General features: G+C 68.0%; 19 protein-coding genes. 9 read left to right on the forward strand and 10 right to left on the reverse strand.

Going from position 1 to position 19082, the window contains the following annotated elements:
• The 6 genes from ACIRQP_RS31205 to dnaA form a co-directional block, all read right to left on the reverse strand.
• Positions 1-1475 (reverse strand): ATP-binding protein (locus ACIRQP_RS31205; protein ID WP_403895865.1); only part of this gene is annotated, 1475 nt, incomplete at its 3' end.
• Between the two features lie 452 nt (positions 1476-1927).
• Entirely contained in the window at positions 1928-2566 is a 639-nt protein-coding gene (locus tag ACIRQP_RS31210; RefSeq protein WP_403895868.1) for a DUF721 domain-containing protein, read from the reverse strand.
• Positions 2563-3762 carry a DNA replication/repair protein RecF gene (recF, locus tag ACIRQP_RS31215; protein WP_403895871.1) on the reverse strand — a complete coding sequence of 400 codons (1200 nt, stop codon included), beginning with the start codon at positions 3760-3762 and terminating at the stop codon, positions 2563-2565. The genes ACIRQP_RS31210 and recF overlap by 4 nt, the downstream gene beginning before the upstream one ends.
• Before the next feature lie 35 nt (positions 3763-3797).
• Positions 3798-4682 carry a phosphogluconate dehydrogenase (NAD(+)-dependent, decarboxylating) gene (gnd, locus tag ACIRQP_RS31220; RefSeq protein ID WP_403895874.1) on the reverse strand — a complete coding sequence of 295 codons (885 nt, stop codon included), beginning with the start codon at positions 4680-4682 and terminating at the stop codon, positions 3798-3800.
• Positions 4683-4771: 89 nt separating this feature from the next.
• On the reverse strand, positions 4772-5902 hold the full coding sequence (dnaN, locus tag ACIRQP_RS31225) for a DNA polymerase III subunit beta (RefSeq protein ID WP_030354377.1): 1131 nt from the start codon (positions 5900-5902) through the stop codon (positions 4772-4774).
• Between the two features lie 861 nt (positions 5903-6763).
• Positions 6764-8536, reverse strand: coding sequence for a chromosomal replication initiator protein DnaA (gene dnaA, locus ACIRQP_RS31230; protein ID WP_403895877.1), 1773 nt, complete (start codon positions 8534-8536; stop codon positions 6764-6766).
• Between the two features lie 376 nt (positions 8537-8912).
• On the opposite strand from dnaA, the gene rpmH reads away from it, so the two are divergent.
• The 9 genes from rpmH to ACIRQP_RS31275 all read left to right on the forward strand — a co-directional run bounded on the left by rpmH (position 8913) and on the right by ACIRQP_RS31275 (position 15797).
• Positions 8913-9050: a 50S ribosomal protein L34 gene (gene rpmH, locus ACIRQP_RS31235; RefSeq protein WP_030354375.1), complete on the forward strand. Its 138-nt coding sequence runs from the start codon at positions 8913-8915 to the stop codon at positions 9048-9050.
• A gap of 26 nt (positions 9051-9076) precedes the next feature.
• On the forward strand, positions 9077-9448 hold the full coding sequence (gene rnpA / locus ACIRQP_RS31240) for a ribonuclease P protein component (RefSeq protein ID WP_403895879.1): 372 nt from the start codon (positions 9077-9079) through the stop codon (positions 9446-9448).
• Positions 9445-9804, forward strand: coding sequence for a membrane protein insertion efficiency factor YidD (gene yidD / locus ACIRQP_RS31245; RefSeq protein WP_403895882.1), 360 nt, complete (start codon positions 9445-9447; stop codon positions 9802-9804). The genes rnpA and yidD overlap by 4 nt, the downstream gene beginning before the upstream one ends.
• Before the next feature lie 3 nt (positions 9805-9807).
• The gene (gene yidC, locus ACIRQP_RS31250; RefSeq protein WP_403895885.1) at positions 9808-11085 is read left to right on the forward strand and encodes a membrane protein insertase YidC; all 1278 of its coding nucleotides are present in this window, start codon (positions 9808-9810) and stop codon (positions 11083-11085) included.
• A gap of 14 nt (positions 11086-11099) precedes the next feature.
• Complete coding sequence (locus ACIRQP_RS31255; protein ID WP_390810906.1) at positions 11100-11618, forward strand: protein jag; 519 nt, start codon at positions 11100-11102, stop codon at positions 11616-11618.
• Positions 11619-11722: 104 nt separating this feature from the next.
• Positions 11723-12439, forward strand: coding sequence for a 16S rRNA (guanine(527)-N(7))-methyltransferase RsmG (gene rsmG, locus ACIRQP_RS31260; RefSeq protein ID WP_403895888.1), 717 nt, complete (start codon positions 11723-11725; stop codon positions 12437-12439).
• A gap of 265 nt (positions 12440-12704) precedes the next feature.
• On the forward strand, positions 12705-13781 hold the full coding sequence (locus ACIRQP_RS31265) for a ParA family protein (RefSeq protein WP_403895891.1): 1077 nt from the start codon (positions 12705-12707) through the stop codon (positions 13779-13781).
• Positions 13778-14878, forward strand: a complete 1101-nt coding sequence (locus ACIRQP_RS31270) for a ParB/RepB/Spo0J family partition protein (RefSeq protein WP_403895894.1) — start codon at positions 13778-13780, stop codon at positions 14876-14878. The genes ACIRQP_RS31265 and ACIRQP_RS31270 overlap by 4 nt, the downstream gene beginning before the upstream one ends.
• A 301-nt stretch (positions 14879-15179) precedes the next feature.
• Entirely contained in the window at positions 15180-15797 is a 618-nt protein-coding gene (locus ACIRQP_RS31275; RefSeq protein WP_403895897.1) for a GNAT family N-acetyltransferase, read from the forward strand.
• 93 nt (positions 15798-15890) lie between these two features.
• Here ACIRQP_RS31275 and trxA read toward each other — a convergent pair whose 3' ends face one another.
• From trxA to sigM, 4 genes are all read right to left on the reverse strand, one after another.
• Positions 15891-16223: a thioredoxin gene (trxA, locus tag ACIRQP_RS31280; RefSeq protein WP_030354367.1), complete on the reverse strand. Its 333-nt coding sequence runs from the start codon at positions 16221-16223 to the stop codon at positions 15891-15893.
• A 43-nt stretch (positions 16224-16266) separates the two neighbouring features.
• A complete protein-coding gene (gene trxB, locus ACIRQP_RS31285) occupies positions 16267-17238 on the reverse strand; it encodes a thioredoxin-disulfide reductase (RefSeq protein WP_403895900.1) in 972 nt (323 codons plus the stop codon).
• Positions 17239-17357: 119 nt separating this feature from the next.
• Positions 17358-18362: a hypothetical protein gene (locus ACIRQP_RS31290; RefSeq protein ID WP_403895903.1), complete on the reverse strand. Its 1005-nt coding sequence runs from the start codon at positions 18360-18362 to the stop codon at positions 17358-17360.
• Positions 18359-19063, reverse strand: coding sequence for an RNA polymerase sigma factor SigM (sigM, locus tag ACIRQP_RS31295; protein WP_403895905.1), 705 nt, complete (start codon positions 19061-19063; stop codon positions 18359-18361). Before sigM ends, ACIRQP_RS31290 begins: the two co-directional genes overlap by 4 nt.
• Between the last annotated feature and the right edge of the window lie 19 nt (positions 19064-19082).

Below are 19082 nucleotides of genomic sequence, written 5' to 3' on the forward strand. Positions count from 1 at the left end.
ATCGGGTTACGGCCCGACTTCGCGGAACCACCGGCGGAGTCACCCTCGACGATGAAGATCTCGCACTTCGACGGGTCGTTCGACTGGCAGTCGCTGAGCTTGCCCGGCAGCGACGCGCTCTCCAGCAGCCCCTTGCGCCGGGTGAGATCCCGCGCCTTACGGGCGGCGACCCGGGCCGTGGCGGCCTGGATCGACTTGCGGATGATGTCCGCCGCCTCGTTCGGGTTGCGGTCGAACCAGTCCGTGAGGTGCTCGTGCACGATCTTCTGGACGAAGGTCTTCGCCTCGGTGTTGCCGAGCTTCGTCTTCGTCTGGCCCTCGAACTGCGGCTCGCCCAGCTTCACCGAGATGATCGCGGTCAGACCCTCGCGGATGTCCTCGCCCGCCAGGTTGTCGTCCTTCTCGCGCAGGAACTTCTTCTCGCGCGCGTAGCGGTTGACCAGACCGGTCATCGCGGCGCGGAAGCCCTCCTCGTGCGTACCGCCCTCATGCGTGTGGATCGTGTTCGCGAACGAGTACACGCCCTCGCTGTACTGCGCGTTCCACTGCATCGCGATCTCGACCGAGAGCAGCCGCTCCTTGTCCTCGGCCTCGATGTCGATGACCGTCGGATGGATCAGCTCGCCCTTGCGCGAGTTCAGGTACTTCACGAAGTCGACGATGCCGCCCTCGTAGAAGTACGTGACCGTACGGACCGGCTCCTCGCTCGTACCCTCCGTCGCGTCCGTGCCCGCGACATCGGCGCCCACGACGGCCTTCGCCGACTCGCGCTCGTCGGTCAGCGTCAGGGTCAGGCCCTTGTTGAGGAAGGCCATCTCCTGAAAACGCCGCGACAGCGTCTCGAAGGAGTACTCCGTCGTCTCGAAGATGTCCGGGTCGGCCCAGAACGTCACCGTCGTACCGGAGTCCGAGGTCTCCTCGTTGCGGACCAGCGGAGCCGTCGGCACACCGAGCTTGTAGTCCTGCGTCCAGCGGTAGCCGTCAGTCTTGACCTCGACCGAGACCTTCGTCGAGAGCGCGTTGACGACGGAGACGCCCACGCCGTGCAGACCGCCGGAGACGGCGTAACCGCCGCCGCCGAACTTGCCGCCCGCGTGCAGCACTGTCATCACGACCTCGACGGCCGGCTTGTTCTCGGACGGAACGATGCCCACCGGGATACCGCGGCCGTTGTCGACCACGCGCACCCCGCCATCGGCCAGGATCGTCACGTCGATGGCGTCCGCGTGCCCGGCCAGGGCCTCGTCGACGGAGTTGTCGACGACCTCGTACACCAAGTGATGCAGCCCACGCTCACCGGTGGAGCCGATGTACATGCCGGGCCGCTTGCGGACCGCGTCCAAGCCCTCGAGCACGGTGATTGCACTGGCGTCGTACGAGGCGGTGACCTCGCCGTTCTCTCCAGTGGCGGTGGACGGAGTCTTCTCATTGAGGTTGCCGGAATCGGCCACGAAGCGCCCTTTCTGGCACAGCACAGGCCGTTCTCCGGCTAGCGGGAGCGGCTGCGTCGTTCGGCTTGTATCGACGGGTCCCGCAAGCAGAGCGGGATTTTCACCAGTCTACCGGTAGCGCCGACCCGAATGGGGGTTTGCCGGTACCTGAGTCCGCATGTGCCGCCCTGAATGAGCGCCCACCGACTCCCCATATTCGGGAAGGGGCTCCAAGAGGCTCACACCGGCATTGAGCGCTTCGGCCTGTCAACCTCCCACTACGGTGAGGGACACCTCAATCTCCACAGACGTCCCACCAGGACATCCCGGAGTCGCAGAGAGGGCCGGAGCAGCCCGGCGACCGGCCCGCGGCGGGCCACGCGACAGCACGCCGGACCCGCGGCCGCAGGGCGGCCGGCGGTCGGCAGCCGCGTCCCACCGCAGCCGAAACCCCTGGTCAGAGCCTTCTTCCAGCTGTCAAGGCGGAACCGGCGCCATCAGCCGTACGTGTCACCCGGGCCCTTGCTGCCCGGCGCCCGCAGTCGGCCGAACCGCTGCGGCGGACCGCCCGGACCCAGCACCTTGATCATCCGTACGGTGCCATGCCCCAGGTCCTCGTTCAGCCGGGCCACCAGCCGCGGCGCCAGCAGCCGCAGCTGCGTCGCCCAGGCCGTCGAATCGCACTGCACCGTCAGCACCCGCTCGTCATTGCCGTCGTCGTACCGCTGCGGCACACAGTGCTTCGCCACGTCCTCGCCGACGATCTGCGGCCACCGGCCCATGACCCCGCCCACGGCGGCCGGCGTCTCCCAGCCCCGCTCCGTGATCAGCCGGTTGATCGCCGCACCCAGCGGCAGCGGATCACGGCCGTCCGCCCGCGCCCCCGAACGCAGCCCGCCGCCACGCCCCGCCTGCCTCTTCTGCTGTACGGCGGCGCCCCGCGCCCGCGCCTGCTCCTTCGCCGCGCGCAGCGCGACCCGCGCCAGATCCACACCCGACGACTCCGGTGGCAGCGGCGCACCCGGAGCTCCGGAGACCCCGGGAGCGGCGGCGCCCGCCGCGGAGCCGGGCAGCTCGGCGGGCACCCCGGATCCGTCGGACCCGGCCGCCCCGTACGGCCCGCGAGAGGTACTCATACGCGCTCCACCGCACCGTCGGCCACCGTGAACCGCGCCCCGGCCAGCACCCCCGGCACATCGTCGTCCACGGCCGCCGTCACCAGCACCTGCTCACCCGGAACCACCAGCTCCGCGAGCCGCTCCCGCCGCCGCGCGTCCAGCTCGGCGAACACGTCGTCCAGCACCAGCACCGGCTCATTGCCCTCGGCGCGCAGCAGATCGTACGAGGCCAGCCGCAGCGCCAGCGCGAAGGACCAGCACTCGCCATGGCTGGCGTACCCCTTCGCGGGCAGCCGGCCCAACTTCAGCACCAGGTCGTCGCGGTGCGGACCGACCAACGTCACACCCCGCTCGATCTCCTGCTTGCGCACCTCGGCCAGGGCCGCCAGCAGATGCGCGTACAACTCGTCGCGCGATGTCGCCCCGGCGGCCACGAACCCGTCCGCGGCCCCGGGCACCGAAGCGTCATCGCCGGAGGTGCCGGGCGCCCCCGAATCGCCGGGATCACCGGCGGAGGAACGGTACTCCAGCGCCACCGGACCGCCCCCGGGAGCCAGTTGCTCATACGCCTTGTCCGCCAGCGGCTGGAGCGTCGCGATCAGATCGACCCGCTGCGCCAGCAGTTCCGCCCCCGCACGCGCCAGATGCTGGTCCCACACATCCAGCGTCGACAGATCCATGCCGCGCCCGCCGTGCCGCCGCGCCATGGCCGCCGACTTCAGCAGCGTATTGCGCTGCCTGAGCACCCGGTCGTAGTCCGACCGCACCCCGGCCATCCGGGGCGACCGCGCCGTGATCAGCTCATCGAGGAACCTGCGCCGCTCACCCGGATCGCCCTTCACCAGCGCCAGATCCTCCGGCGCGAACAGCACCGTCCGTACGATCCCCAGCACATCACGCGGTCTGACCTGCGAGGACCGGTTGATACGCGCCCTGTTCGCGCGGCCGGGATTGAGCTCGAGCTCCACCAGCTGCGAACGCTCGCCCTGGGTGACCGCGGCCCGGATCACCGCACGGTCCGCGCCCATCCGCACCAGCGGGGCATCCGACGACACCCGGTGACTGCCGAGGGTCGCGAGATAGCCGACCGCCTCGACCAGATTGGTCTTCCCCTGCCCGTTCGCCCCCATGAACGCGGTGACTCCCGGATCGAGCGGCACCTCGACCCGGGAGTAGGACCGGAAGTCGGCCAGCGACAGATGCGTGACGTGCATGGATGTACGCGGGCCTCCCCCGGCTGCGGGCTCTGCTACTTCGGCGTGTTCGGCTCGACCGCGTGGCCGCCGAACTGATTGCGCAGCGCCGAGACCATCTTCATCTGCGGCGAGTCGTCCTGCCGGGACGCGAACCGCGCGAACAGCGACGCGGTGATCGCGGGCAGCGGCACCGCGTGGTTGATGGCCGCCTCGACCGTCCACCGGCCCTCGCCGGAGTCCTCCGCGTAGCCCTTCAGCTGCTCCAGGTGCTCATCCGCGTCCAGGGCGTTGACAGCCAGGTCCAGCAGCCAGGAACGGATGACCGTGCCCTCCTGCCAGGAGCGGAAGACCTCACGGACATCGGTGACCGAGTCGACGCTCTCCAGCAGCTCCCAGCCCTCGGCATAGGCCTGCATCATGGCGTACTCGATGCCGTTGTGGACCATCTTGGCGAAATGGCCCGCGCCGACCTTGCCGGCGTGCACGGAACCGAAGTTGCCCTCGGGCTTGAGCGCGTCGAAGACCGGCTCGACCTTCGCCACGTTCTCCGGGGAGCCGCCGTACATCAGCGCGTAGCCGTTGTTCAGGCCCCAGACGCCGCCGGAGACACCGCAGTCGACGAAGCCGATGCCCTTGATGCCCAGCTCGACCGCGTGCTTCTCGTCGTCCGTCCAGCGGGAATTCCCGCCGTCCACCACCACATCACCGGGTGACAGCAGCTCGGCCAGCTCGTCGATCGTGGCCTGCGTCGCGGCACCGGCCGGAACCATCACCCACACCACTCGCGGACCCTTGAGCTTGCCGACCAGCTCCTGGAGGCTGTGGACATCGGCGAGGTCCGGATTGCGGTCGTATCCGATGACGGTGTGGCCTGCGCGGCGTATACGTTCGCGCATATTGCCGCCCATCTTGCCGAGACCGACGAGACCGAGCTCCATCAGGTGTTCCTTAAGCGTTGAGGCGATTCGTACCAGGGTTCGTACCCGGGTCCGAGCCTACGCCCGGACCCGGCCACTCACCTGTGGGGTCAGCCGCTCAGGCGTACCGGCATGATCAGGTACTTGTACGCCTCGTCCGCTTCCGCGTCGACCGCCGGGCGGCCGCTGAGCAGCGCCGGCTTCGTGGACGTCGTGAAGGAGAGCTGCGCGACCGGCGAGTCGATCGCGCTCAGCCCGTCGAGCAGGAAGGTCGGGTTGAAGGCGATCGAGATGTCATCGCCCTCCAGCTGCGCGTCGACGCGCTCCACAGCCTGTGCGTCATCGCTGGAGCCGGCCTCCAGGATCAGCACGCCCTGCTCGAAGCTGAGCCGCACCGGGGTGTTCCGCTCGGCGACCAGCGCCACTCGCTTGACCGCCTCGACGAACGGGGCGGTCTCGATTACCGCGACCGAGTTGAACTCGGTCGGGAAGAGCGTGCGGTACTTCGGCAGATCACCTTCGAGCAGCCGCGTGGTCGTACGCCGCCCGGCGCCCTCGAAACCGATCAGCCCCTCGCCGGCGCCCGCCCCGGAGAGCGCCAGCGTGACCGTGTCACCACTGGTGAGCGCCTTGGCGGTGTCCAGCAGCGTCTTGGCGGGCACCAGCGCGACCGCGGACACATCGGGGGCTTCCGGCTTCCACAGGAACTCACGGACCGCGAAGCGGTAGCGGTCGGTCGAGGCCAGGGTGACCGTGTCGCCCTCGATCTCGATCCGTACGCCGGTCAGCACCGGCAGCGTGTCGTCGCGGCCCGCGGCGATGGCGACCTGGGAGGCGGCCGAGGCGAAGACCTCACCGGGGACGGTGCCCGTCGCGGTCGGCATCTGCGGCAGCGCCGGGTACTCGTCCACCGGGAGGGTGTGGAGCGTGAAGCGCGAGGAGCCGCAGACCACGGTCGCCCGTACACCGTCTGTGGAAATCTCCACCGGCCGGTTCGGCAGCGCGCGGCAGATGTCGGCGAGAAGCCGGCCGGAGACGAGGACGGTGCCGTCCTCTTCGACCTCGGCGTCCACCGAGACCCGCGCCGAGACCTCGTAGTCGAAGCTGGAGAAGCTGAGAGCGCCGTCCTCGGCCTTCAGCAGAAGGCCTGCGAGTACGGGCGCCGGCGGACGGGCCGGAAGGCTACGGGCCACCCAGGCCACCGCCTCCGCGAGTACATCGCGCTCCACCCGGATCTTCACCGGAACCGCCTCCTGCTGTTGCTGGCTCGCCCTGCTGGCCTTCGTCGTCGGCTGTGATGCCGGGGACCAGTCTGACGTACGGCGCCGACAGTCGGTGCGGCTGCGGGTCAAGTCGGAGCGACAGCTGCCGGGGGCTCCGGGGCCGAGTTGTGCACAGGGCCTTCTTCGAAGCGGATTCCCCGTTAACTCTGAGTGGCAGTAGTAGTAGGGCCTGTGGAAACCGTGGATAACGCCATCCGCGCAGGTCAGACCCGTTTTTTTGTCCACCGGCCCTGTGGGCGCAGTCAGTGGACAACCCGGTCGTTCTGTGGACGGGCGAAAGTTCTGCACAACCGGTGCACAGGGCACAGGGACTTCTCCCCAGCCGCGTCCCCAGCTTTACCCACGTTCCCCACAGCCCAATCGACCTCCTTGGTGTGACGCCTTTCACTCGACTCAGCGATCCCGAGGGTTTCGTTGCCGAACAGTGGACAGGGGTGTGGAGAAGCTGTGGGAAAGGGAGGCCCACCTGTGGGCTGCCAGTGGACAACAGCGTCGAGGCCCTGTGGAAGAATTTTTCGTCCACAGTCTGTGGAGCAGCGTCGGCCACAAATCCACAGGGCTCTGACCTGGACCGATGGCCCTCCGTCCGCTGCGCCTGTGGACGCAGCCTGGACAACTTCCCGGTCCCCAGGCTGTGGACGGAAGATCGCGACCCGATCTGTGGAGAAGAACCCTCCACCGCCAGGTATTCGAACAGCCAGGGCCGGGCGGCGACACGCGGACCCGGCCGCCGCGGGGTCCTGACACCGCGAAAAGGCGCTCAGGGACCGTCGCGGACGGTGTCCCTGAGCGCCTCGGCAGCGGGCGGAGAGCCGGCTGTCAGCCGTTCTTGATGCGGTTGGTGAGCTCCGTGACCTGGTTGTAGATCGAGCGCCGCTCGGCCATTAGCGCGCGGATCTTCCGGTCCGCGTGCATCACGGTCGTATGGTCCCTGCCGCCGAACTGCGCGCCGATCTTGGGCAGGGAGAGATCGGTCAGCTCACGGCAGAGGTACATCGCGATCTGCCGGGCCGTCACCAGCACCCGGCTCCTCGACGAGCCGCAGAGGTCCTCCACCGTCAGCCCGAAGTAATCGGCGGTCGCCGCCATGATGGCGCTCGCGGTGATCTCCGGGGCCGAGTCCTCCCCGCCCGGGATCAGATCCTTGAGCACGATCTCGGTGAGCCCGAGGTCCACCGGCTGCCGGTTGAGCGAGGCGAACGCCGTCACCCGGATCAGCGCTCCCTCCAGCTCGCGGATGTTCCGCGAGATCCGGGAGGCGATGAACTCCAGTACCTCGGGCGGGGCGTTGAGCTGCTCCTGCACCGCCTTCTTACGGAGGATCGCGATACGCGTCTCCAGCTCCGGCGGCTGGACGTCGGTGGTCAGGCCCCACTCGAAGCGGTTGCGGAGCCGGTCCTCAAGGGTGATCAGCTGCTTGGGCGGCCGGTCCGAGGAGAGCACGATCTGCTTGTTGGCGTTGTGGAGTGTGTTGAAGGTGTGGAAGAACTCCTCCTGCGTCGACTCCTTGCTCGCCAGGAACTGGATGTCGTCGACCAGCAGGATGTCGACATCCCGGTACCGCTTGCGGAAGGTGTCGCCCTTGCCGTCGCGGATCGAGTTGATGAACTCGTTCGTGAACTCCTCGGAGCTCACGTACCGCACGCGCGTGCCGGGGTAGAGGCTGCGCGCGTAATGCCCGATGGCGTGGAGCAGATGCGTCTTGCCGAGCCCGGACTCCCCGTAGATGAAGAGCGGGTTGTACGCCTTCGCCGGGGCCTCGGCGACCGCGACCGCGGCCGCGTGCGCGAACCGGTTGGACGCCCCGATGACAAACGTGTCGAAGAGGTACTTGGGATTCAGCCGGGCATGCGGCTCGCCCGGACCCGGGGCCGGGGCGGGCTGGGCACCCAGCGGCCCCAGCGGTCCGCCGTGTGGACCCCCGCGGCCGACATTGGGCCCGCCGTGACGCGGTGACGGCGGCTCCTGGAGATCGTGCCGTTCGGCGCGCTGTTCGTACGGAGAGCGCTCCTGACCCTGCGGCTGCCGGTAGTCGTGCTGCGGCTGCTGCTGATGAGCGGTGGCGTACGGGTCGCGATCCTGGTAGCCGCCGGGCCGGGGCTGCTGCCAGGACAGGTCCTCCTGGGTCCGCGGCCAGGCGCCGGGATCGGGGCGCTGCTGCTGATAGTCCGGGTACGCGGGCCGTACCGACGGCATGCCGTCGTCCGACGGTCGGTGCCCGTAGCCGTCGTATGTATCGCCCTGCCGCTGTTCGTCATGGGACGGCCCCTGGTAGCGGTGCTGCTGGGGCACGGGCGGGGCCGGCGGCGTCGGCTCGGCCGCCGAGTCGTCGACGGTGATGGCGATCCGGATGGGCCGGCCGCACTCATGGCTCAGCGTCTCGCTGATGAGAGGGGCGAGCCGGCCCTCCAGGACTCTCTTGCCCCATTCATTGGGGACGGCGAGCAGTGCGGTGTCGGCGACGAGCGCGAGGGGCTGGCAGCGTTCGATCCACTGTTTGTCCTTGGGCTCGACGCCCTGCTGGCCCTCCCTGAGGAGCTGCTCCAGCACTCGTGGCCACACTGCGGCAAGATCGGCAGGTACATCAGCCACAAGGCACGCTCTCTCGCAGGTCCAGGTCCCACGAATGCGTGGTTCTCGGGACGGGATGGGAAGACCGGCAGGAAATGAAGCCGGAGTTCAGCCACGGTAGTCAGGGCGACCCGCGCGGTTCAAGTTGTTGTCCACAGCCTGTGCACAATGGAGCCCGGCTCGGAGCGGGTTTGACCGGATGGCGTAGCCGCGCGTACCGTGACCAGGTCGAGTTGTCGATGGCTGCTGCCGCCTGCCTCCGATGGGCAAAGATCACGATCTGTGGTTGTGAAGCGGTGCACTCGAGCGTGATCGCGAGCTTCTCAGCTTCTCGTGGGCGCACGGTGACAGCCAGGCGATGTCCCGCCATCCACACATCATTTTCTGGAGCCCCCGAGTGAGCAAGCGCACCTTCCAGCCGAACAACCGTCGTCGCGCCAAGACCCACGGGTTCCGGCTGCGGATGCGTACCCGTGCCGGCCGCGCGATTCTCGCGACTCGCCGTGGCAAGGGTCGCGCCCGTCTGTCGGCCTGATCGCCTGATCGCCAACAGGTCATGACGTGCTGCCTACCGAGAATCGGCTGAGGCGGCGCGAGGACTTCGCGACCGCGGTACGCCGGGGACGCCGGGCCGGACGCCCGCTTCTCGTCGTCCATCTACGCAGCGGTGCAACGGACCCGCACGCGCCTGGGGAGAGCGCCTCCCCGACGCGTGCGGGTTTCGTCGTGAGCAAGGCCGTGGGTGGAGCCGTCGTCCGTAACCAGGTGAAGCGGAGACTGCGTCATCTGATACGCGAACGACTGTCCGAGCTGCCCCCCGGTAGCCTGGTTGTCGTACGGGCGCTGCCCGGAGCAGGCGACGCCGAATATCCACACCTGGCCCGAGACCTGGACGCCGCCTTGCAGCGGCTGCTGGGAGGGGGCACGCGATGAAATACCCGCTGCTGGCTCTGATCAAGCTGTACCAGTGGACGATCAGCCCGCTGCTCGGGCCCGTCTGCCGGTACTACCCGTCGTGTTCGCACTACGGATACACGGCCATCGACCGACATGGCGCGGTGAAGGGCACGGCGCTGACCGCCTGGCGCATCCTGCGGTGCAATCCGTGGTCGCCGGGTGGTGTGGACCATGTCCCGCCGCGCAAACGCCCGCGCTGGCATGAATCGCTGCGCAATGCCTGGCGCGGCGGAAAGGGCGGACACTCCGCCGCTGGCGCGCCCTCCGGGGGATCGGCCCCCGACGCCCCGAGCCCGGCCGCAGAGACCTCGCCCAAAGCTCAAGGAGCCTGATTAGTGGACACGATTGCCAGTCTCTTCAGTTTTATCACCACACCTGTTTCATGGGTCATCGTCCAGTTCCACTCGCTGTACGGGATGATTTTCGGCCCCGACACAGGCTGGGCCTGGGGACTGTCCATCGTGTCCCTGGTGGTACTGATCCGGATCTGTCTGATCCCGCTGTTCGTCAAGCAGATCAAGTCGACCCGCAATATGCAGGTGCTCCAGCCCAAGATGAAGGCGATCCAGGAGCGCTACAAGAACGACAAGCAGCGTCAGTCCGAAGAGATGATGAAGCTGTACAAGGAGACGGGTACCAACCCGCTCTCCTCGTGTCTTCCCATCCTGGCGCAGTCGCCGTTCTTCTTCGCCCTCTACCACGTGCTCTCCAGCATCGCGAGTGGCAAGACCATCGGTGTCATCGACCAGGGGCTGCTCGACAGCGCGCGTCAGGCGCATATCTTCGGTGCCCCGCTGGCCGCCAAGTTCATGGACAGCACCGACAAGGTCGCGTCCCTGAACGCCTCGCTGACCGATGTACGGGTCGTCACCGCGATCATGATCGTGATGATGTCGGCGTCGCAGTTCTACACGCAGCGCCAGCTGATGACGAAGAACGTCGACCTGACGGTCAAGACGCCGTACATGCAGCAGCAGAAGATGCTGATGTACATCTTCCCGCTGATCTTCGCCGTCACGGGTGTCAACTTCCCCGTCGGTGTGCTCGTCTACTGGCTGACCACGAACGTGTGGACCATGGGCCAGCAGATGTATGTGATCAACCAGAACCCGACCCCGGGCAGCAAGGCGCAGGACCAGTACTTGCAGCGTCTGCTGAAGAACATCACCGCGCACAGCGAGGTTCGGTCCCGACGTAAGCGCAACATCGTCCAGGCGATCGTGGCCAAGGGCCCGGATCGTAATGACAACGAGCGCAAGTTCTTCACGAGCCTGGCCAAGGCGGGGCTGGCCGCGCAGCCCGACGGAACGGTGATCAAGAGCGACACCGCCGCTGCCGAGGCGGAGTCCGGTGCCGCGGCGAGGCGGCACCAGCCCAAGCGCCAGACCAAGGCGAAGCGGCAGTCCGCCGCCACTCCGTCGGGTACGGACAAGCCCGCTCAGCCCATGGACTCCGAGGACGCTGGTGAGCCGGCGAAGACTTCGTTGCAGAAGGGCGAGCCGCAGGACACCAAGTCCAAGCCGTCGGGCAAGCCCGCCGCCGGTTCCGCACGCCAAGCCAAGTCGGGGCAGCGTAAGGGCCAGCAGCGGCCCAAGCACCCGTCCAAGAAGTAAGAAGGAGTCCATCCGTGACGGAAGGCACCATCTCCGCCGCCGAGTCCGCCGACGAGGGGGGCGACACCCTGACCCGCCTGGAGCAGGAAGGGGAGATCGCGGCCGACTACCTCGAAGGTCTGCTCGATATCGCTGATCTCGACGGCGATATCGACATGGACGTCGAGGCCGACCGGGCCGCGGTCTCGATCATCAGTGACTCGGCACGGGATCTGCAGAAGCTTGTCGGACGCGACGGTGAGGTGCTGGAGGCACTTCAGGAGCTGACTCGGCTCGCCGTGCACCGGGAGACCGGCGACCGCAGCCGGCTGATGCTGGACATCGCCGGCTTCCGGGCCAAGAAGCGCACCGAGCTGGCCGAGCTGGGCGCCAAGGCCGCGGACGAGGTGAAGAGCACCGGTGAGCCGGTGAAGCTGAACCCCATGACACCCTTCGAGCGGAAGGTCGTGCATGACGCGGTCGCCGCCGCGGGTCTGCGCAGTGAGTCCGAGGGCGAGGAGCCGCAGCGCTTCGTCGTGGTGCTCCCTGCCTGAGCGGCCCATTCTTTTCGGCCCCGTCTGTTGCACAGACGGGGCCGATCTTTGTCAGCCTGATAGTCAGCCACCGGTCGGTGGTTCGGTATGGAAGGACGGTTCCCGTGACGGAGGCAGCAGAGCTTCCCCCCGCACCGGACGAGGCACGCACTGTTTTCGGTGAGTTCTTTCCGGAGGCTGTCCGCTACGCGGAACTACTGGCGGACGCGGGGGTCAAGCGCGGCCTGATCGGCCCGCGCGAGGTGCCACGGCTGTGGGAGCGGCACCTACTGAACTGCGCGGTGCTCTCCGAGGTCGTGTCCGAGGGCGTAACGGTCTGCGATGTCGGTTCGGGCGCGGGGCTCCCCGGGATCCCGCTGGCGCTGGTACGGCCCGATCTGAAGATCACGCTGCTGGAACCGCTGCTACGGCGGACGAACTTTCTTCAGGAAGTCGTCGAGCTGCTCGGCCTGGACCATGTGACGGTGGTGCGTGGCCGGGCCGAGGAGGTCCTCGGCACCCTGCAGCCGGTGCATGTGGTGACGGCGCGCGCGGTGGCTCCCCTGGACAGGCTGGCGGGCTGGGGGGTGCCTCTGCTGCGGCCGTACGGCGAGATGCTGGCGCTCAAGGGTGACACCGCCGAGGAGGAGATCAACGGGGCCCGTGCCGCACTGAGCAGGCTCGGCGTGGTGGAGACCTCGATCCTGCATGTCGGTGAGGGCATCGTCGACCCGCTGGCCACCGTGGTACGGGTGGAGGCCGGGGAGAGCCCCGGCGGTGTGCGGTTCGCCACGAAGCGGGCCAAGGCCGCACGGGCCGGCCGTGCGCGGCGCCGCCGTTGAGCCGTACAGTCCGTACTGCCTACCAGTGATGCTCCATACAAGCTGCCATACCTATGCATTGCGGAGTGTCGTGACGGTGTAGCTCTGCGGCCCGTGCATCGTGTTTCACGTGAAACGTCGCTCACTGCTGCAGGGAATCATCGGCCGTGGCCGCGCTGCTGCTACACCGCGCGGCCGAAAGCCCCTCGTAAGGGGGGTGGGGTTGTCCACAGAGATGGATTCATCCACAGAACCACGGGCCTCGCTGGTTCACGACCCCGAAAGCATGGCAGGCTCTGTCCATTGCGAGTCTGAAGTCGAGGAGAGTGAATCCTTGCGGTCCGACGCCAACATCGCGGGACCGATGACCGATCCGGTCCCCGGTCCCCGTACCGAGTCGGCGGGGGAGGATGTTTCACGTGAAACACCGCCCCCGATGGACGACACCCCCATTGGCCGTGCTGCCCAACTGGCGGTGGAGGCACTGGGCCGCGCCGGTGAGGGGCTGCCCCGCCCAGAGCAGACGCGTGTCATCGTCGTTGCCAACCAGAAGGGCGGCGTAGGGAAGACCACCACCACGGTCAATCTCGCCGCCTCGCTCGCGCTCCATGGCGCGCGCGTTCTGGTGGTCGACCTCGATCCCCAGGGCAACGCCTCCACGGCGCTCGGGATCGACCATCACGCCGAAGTTCCCTCGATCTATGACGTCCTGGTGGAGAGCAAGCCACTTTCGGAAGTGGTCCAGCCCGTCCCGGACGTCGAAGGTCTCTTCTGTGCCCCGGCCACCATCGATCTCGCCGGTGCGGAGATCGAGTTGGTATCGCTGGTGGCACGGGAGAGCCGACTGCAGCGGGCCATCGAAGCGTACGAGCAGCCGTTGGACTACATCCTCATCGACTGCCCGCCTTCGCTCGGCCTGCTGACCGTCAATGCGATGGTCGCCGGCGCGGAGGTGCTGATCCCCATCCAGTGCGAGTACTACGCACTGGAGGGGCTGGGTCAGCTGCTGCGGAACGTCGATCTGGTGCGGGGGCATCTCAACCCCGCACTGCATGTCTCGACGATCCTGCTCACCATGTACGACGGCAGGACGCGGCTCGCCTCGCAGGTGGCTGACGAGGTACGGAGCCACTTCGGCAAGGAGGTGCTGCGGACGAGCATCCCTCGGTCCGTACGCATCTCCGAGGCACCGAGCTATGGGCAGACGGTGCTGACCTACGATCCGGGGTCCAGCGGATCCCTGTCGTATCTCGAAGCCGCCCGTGAGATCGCTCTACGGGGGGTCGGGGTGCACTACGACGCCCAGCAGGCCCATGCGGGCAGTCAGAACAGTCAGCAGAGTATGTCGGAGGGGATCCAGTGAGCGACCGACGCAGGGGATTGGGACGTGGGCTCGGTGCGCTGATCCCTGCCGCTCCGCAGGAGAAGCAGGTGACCCCTCCTGGAGCGGCCGCTGCCGCTCCAGGAGCGGCTCCCGTACTGACCGCGGAGCGGGGTGTGGCCGCCGCGAAGGTGACGTCGCTGCCGCAGGCCTCCGTGGTGCCGGAAGCGGAGACGGTCGCGCCGGAATTCGAAGCGGCGCCCGAACCGACGGCAACGGCAGGGGCGCACTTCGCCGAAGTGCCCATCGACTCCATCACGCCGAACCCACGCCAGCCGCGCGAGGTGTTCGACGAGGACGCCCTCGCCGAACTGATCACTTCCATCAAGGAAGTCGGTCTCCTTCAGCCCGTGGTCGTACGGCAGGTGGGGTCGGAGCGCTACGAGCTCATCATGGGCGAGCGGCGCTGGCGGGCTTGCCGGGAAGCCGGACTGGAGCGCATCCCGGCGATCGTCCGCGCGACCGACGACGAGAAGCTGCTGCTCGACGCGCTGCTGGAGAATCTGCACCGTGCCCAGCTGAATCCGCTGGAAGAGGCCGCGGCCTACGACCAGTTGCTCAAGGACTTCAACTGCACGCATGACCAGCTGGCCGACCGGATCGGCCGCTCACGGCCGCAGGTCTCCAACACGCTCCGGTTGCTGCGCCTCTCTCCCCCGGTGCAGCGCAGGGTCGCCGCTGGTGTGCTCTCGGCCGGTCACGCGAGGGCGCTGCTCGCGCTGGACGACTCCGAGGAGCAGGACCGGCTGGCTCACCGCATCGTGGCCGAGGGGCTCTCCGTGCGAGCGGTCGAGGAGATCGTGACCCTGATGGGTTCGCGCCCGCAGAACTCCCCCAAGTCGAAGGGGCCGCGGGCCGGTGCCCGGCTGTCGCCGGCGCTCACTGATCTCGCGTCACGTCTGTCGGATCGCTTCGAGACCCGGGTGAAGGTCGACCTGGGCCAGAAGAAGGGAAAGATCGTCGTCGAGTTCGCTTCAATGGACGATCTGGAGCGGATTCTTGGCACCCTCGCCCCGGGTGAGGGGCGCGTCCTGGACAAGGGACTCGCCGAAGAAGCCGAGGAAGACGACGAGAGCTGAGGCCCTCAGACAGCCCCCGGCGGGTCGTGTTCCATGCTTACCGGAACACGGCCCGCCCTTTGCTGTCTCGCGGTGTGCCGGACATCTGCGGGTGGATACGATGCGTTTGGTATGGCGCATCCACCTTGATCCATCCTGGAAGGAGCGCGGGGGCCATGCGATCGGTGAGCCGCAGTCGGCTGTTATCGGCCGGACTGGGTCTTGGAGTGCTCGGCGGCTTCGTCGGCAGCCTGCTTCGGGAGCGGAGCGCGCTGACAGCAGCCCGTGGCGCGGCAGGCGAAGGAAGTGAGGAACAGCCTCCATGGGGCGTCGGCTCGTACCGCTCACGCTGGACAACCTTTCCGACCTCCCCAAGCGCTGCCGAGCGTGTGTCTTCTGGGAGCTTGATCCGGTCAGCGGGGAAGCAGCGGTAGGGGCAGGCAGGGCTGAGGCCGAGAAGGAGGCTTGGATCTCGGCCGTTCTGCTGGAGTGGGGATCTTGCGGCCGCGTTGTGTATATCGACGATGTGCCGGTCGGCTTCGTGCTGTACGCGCCTCCGGCGTATGTGCCACGGTCCATGGCCTTCCCGACGAGCCCGGTCTCCCCGGACGCCGTCCAGCTGATGACCGCGTGGACGATGCCGGGGTATCAAGGGCAGGGTCTCGGCAGGGTGATGGTGCAGACCGTGGTGAAGGATCTGCTGCGGCGGGAGTTCAAGGCGATCGAAGCCTTCGGCAACGCTCGCTGGAAGGAGCCGGCCTGTGTGCTCCCCGCGGATCATCTGCTGGCAGTGGGCTTCAAGACCGTACGTCCGCATCCGACGTATCCACGGCTGAGGCTGGAGCTGCGGACCACGCTCTCCTGGAAGGAAGACGTGGAGCTGGCGCTGGACCGGCTGCTGGGAGCCGTCAAGAAGGAGCCCGCGCTACGGCCGCTCTGAGCCGGGCAGCGTAGACAGAAAGAGAAACGGGCCGACTCCCCAGGGGGAAGTCGGCCCGTTTCACGTGAAACATCGAGGGCCGGAGCCGCCGGCTTACTCGCCGATGAAGTCCTCAAGGTCACGTACGAGCGCGGCCTTGGGCTTGGCACCGACGATGGTCTTGGCGACCTCGCCGTTCTGGTACACGTTCAGCGTCGGGATGGACATGACGCCGTACTTGGCTGCCGTGGCCGGGTTCTCGTCGATGTTGAGCTTGACGATCTCGATCTTGTCGCCGTGCTCGGCCGCGATCGCCTCAAGCGACGGGGCGATCTGGCGGCAGGGTCCGCACCAGGCGGCCCAGAAGTCCACCAGCACAGGCTTGTCGCTCTTGAGTACGTCCTCGTCGAACGAGGCGTCGGTTACATGCTTCAGGTCGCCGGCCACGGCGGCCTCCTTAGGTTCGCGGGGTGTGGGTCGGTACAGCTGGTCAGACGGTGGCGGTCTTCTCCGGCACCGCGTTCTCGCTGTCGCTGAGCGCGGCGAGGAAACGCTCGGCGTCCAGAGCGGCGGAGCAACCAGTGCCCGCAGCGGTGATCGCCTGGCGGTAGGTGTGGTCGACGACATCACCGGCGCCGAAGACTCCGGACAGGTTCGTCCGTGTCGACGGGGCGGCGACGGTGAGGTAGCCCTCGGCGTCCAGGTCGAGCTGGCCCTTGAACAGCTCGGTCCGCGGGTCGTGGCCCACCGCGATGAACAGACCGGTCACGGGGAGCGCGGAGGTCTCACCGGTCTTGGTGTTGCGCAGGGTCAGACCGGAGAGCTTCTGCTCGCCGTGGATCTCGGCGACCTCGCTGTCCCAGGCGAACTTGATCTTGGGGTCGGCGAAAGCACGGTCCTGCATGGCCTTGGAGGCACGCAGCGTCTCCCGGCGGTGGACGATCGTGACGGACTTGGCGAAGCGCGACAGGAACGTGGCTTCCTCCATCGCGGTGTCGCCGCCACCCACCACGGCGATGTCCTGGTCCTTGAAAAAGAAACCGTCGCAGGTGGCGCACCAGGAGACACCGCGGCCCGAGAGAGTGTCCTCGTTGGCCAGGCCGAGCTTGCGGTGCTGGGAGCCGGTCGTGACGATCACGGCCTTGGCCCGGTGCACGGTGCCGGCCGTGTCGGTGACTGTTTTGATGTCACCGCTGAGGTCGACAGCGATGACATCGTCCGGGACGAGCTCGGCGCCGAAGCGCTCCGCCTGCGCCCGCATGTTGTCCATCAGGTCCGGGCCCATGATGCCGTCGCGGAAGCCCGGGAAGTTCTCCACATCGGTGGTGTTCATCAGCGCACCACCGGCGGTGACGGCGCCCTCGAAGACCAGCGGCTTCAGCGATGCACGCGCGGTGTACAGCGCGGCCGTATAGCCGGCGGGCCCGGAGCCGATGATGATCACATTACGGACGTCGCTCACGGGTTTCATCCTCGTCTCTGCAGACTGCCTACTGGGGCCGGATCAACGACTTTCACCCCATCCAACGGATCCTACGGGTCCTGCATTCCCGAGGTGTCCCGGCTCCACGAAGGGGGTCGTCAGCGGCGGAGGTAGGCGTGCTGCAAGAGGACTTTGCCCTTGCCGGAAGGGTCGCTCTCGACGCAGGCCGCGTCGATCACATAGGCCTGTACCCGGGTGCTGTCGGTGGCGTGTGGCAGAACGACGAGGTAGGCGCTGCCGCCCTGGTACGTGCCCGGTTCGGCGGCGAGGGTGGGCGCGGTGCTGCCCGTGCCCTGTCGAATGCAGGGCGGGACCTCGGGCTCGGGCTGGAGCAGCGGCGAATTCGCTGTGCTCCGGTCACCCCCGGCATCGCGAGGCTCCTCGACCTTCGAACCCCTGGACTCCTTGATCGCGGCGCCCGAGGCCAGTAGCGCGTCCACGCGGCTCTGGAGATGGGCTTCCGAGAACTCCTCGCTGTCGTTCGCCGGGGCGCTGGCCGTGGTGTCGCCGCTGTTGTCCGACACCCCGAGCGTCTGGATCAGGAGAACGCTGACGCCTACGGCCGCTGTGCCGAAGACGGCGCCCAGGACGGCGTTGCGGCGGCGACGGCGGGTGTGCCCGCTGCGGCCGGGGCCGGTGGCTGCCCTCGGACGGCCGGCGGGCCGGTCCGTTCGTACCGGGTCCGCCGACGTGGACTCCGCCGGGGCAGACGGTCCGGTCGGTGCGGCGACGGCCGGTGTCACGGGCCTGAGTGTCCCGGGCGTGGGTGTCTCGGGTGTGCGGGGCGAGGATGTCCGGGGCGAGGGCGATGTTTCACGTGAAACATCCGCGGTCTCATCGGGGGCAGTGGCGTTGAGGAGCGCCTCCGCCGCCAGCGCGGCATCGATGCGGCCGGCGACATCGGCCGGCATCCGGAGCGGTCCGGGGAGCGTGCCCAGCAGTCCCCGGATCTCTGTGAGCGATTTATGGACGTCCGCGCACAGAGCACAGCCGTCGAGATGGCGTCGTACATCGGCGGTACGGGACGGCGAGAGCAGTCCCTCCGTGAGATCGGAGATCTCCGAGACATCCGGGTGCTGAGCCGTGTCGGTCGTAGATGTCACGCGCGCCCACCTCCGCCCTTCACTCCAGCAGGATCACTCGGTCCTGGATCTCTTGGTTCCGCTGCCGGTGGGACGGATGCCCCCGGCGTCCGGTTCCTTCCCCTGTCGAGACTGCCGTTATCCCTGGTGGCCCCGCGTAGATGCGTGAGCATGGGCAGCAGTCTGGCCCGGCCGCGTGCGCAGCGGCTCTTCACCGTTCCGGTGGGTACGCCCAGAACCGCGGCGGCCTCTGCCACGGGGTAGCCCTGCATGTCGACCAGTACCAGGGCAGCCCGCTGATCGACGGGGAGTTTGGCCAGCGCCGCCAGTAGCTCGCGGTGGAGATCCTGGCGCTCCGCGGGGGCCTCGGCCGACTCGTGGGGCTCAAGGAGCTGCTCCAGACGCTCGGTGTCGTCCACGGGGGAGGTCCTGCGTGAGGCCGCCTTACGGGCCCGGTCGAGGCAGGCGTTGACGGTGATGCGGTGCAGCCAGGTGGTCACGGCGGACTGCCCCCGGAAGGTGTGGGCCGCCCGGAAAGCGGAAACGAGCGCGTCCTGGACCGCGTCGGCGGCTTCCTCCCGGTCACCCAGCGTCCGCAGGGCCACTGCCCAGAGCCGGTCCCGATGGCGCCGTACCAACTCGCCGAAGGCGTGAGGGTGGCCCGCGACATGAGCGCTCAGAAGGTCCTGGTCGCTTGAGTCGCCGAGTGCGGCATCGTCCAACAATGAGCCCCCCTCCCCT

This window comes from Streptomyces sp. NPDC102274 (genome assembly GCF_044766385.1).
In the GTDB taxonomy this organism is placed as follows: Bacteria; Actinomycetota; Actinomycetes; order Streptomycetales; family Streptomycetaceae; genus Streptomyces.

What these genes read in the sequence shown, in the direction of transcription:
- ACIRQP_RS31210 (WP_403895868.1), bottom strand. Translation starts at nt 2,566, where the DNA reads ATGAGTACCTCTCGCGGGCCGTACGGGGCGGCCGGGTCCGACGGATCC.
- recF (WP_403895871.1), bottom strand. Translation starts at nt 3,762, where the DNA reads ATGCACGTCACGCATCTGTCGCTGGCCGACTTCCGGTCCTACTCCCGG.
- gnd (WP_403895874.1), bottom strand. Translation starts at nt 4,682, where the DNA reads ATGGAGCTCGGTCTCGTCGGTCTCGGCAAGATGGGCGGCAATATGCGC.
- yidD (WP_403895882.1), top strand. Translation starts at nt 9,445, where the DNA reads ATGAAATACCCGCTGCTGGCTCTGATCAAGCTGTACCAGTGGACGATC.
- ACIRQP_RS31265 (WP_403895891.1), top strand. Translation starts at nt 12,705, where the DNA reads ATGGCAGGCTCTGTCCATTGCGAGTCTGAAGTCGAGGAGAGTGAATCC.
- ACIRQP_RS31275 (WP_403895897.1), top strand. Translation starts at nt 15,180, where the DNA reads ATGGGGCGTCGGCTCGTACCGCTCACGCTGGACAACCTTTCCGACCTC.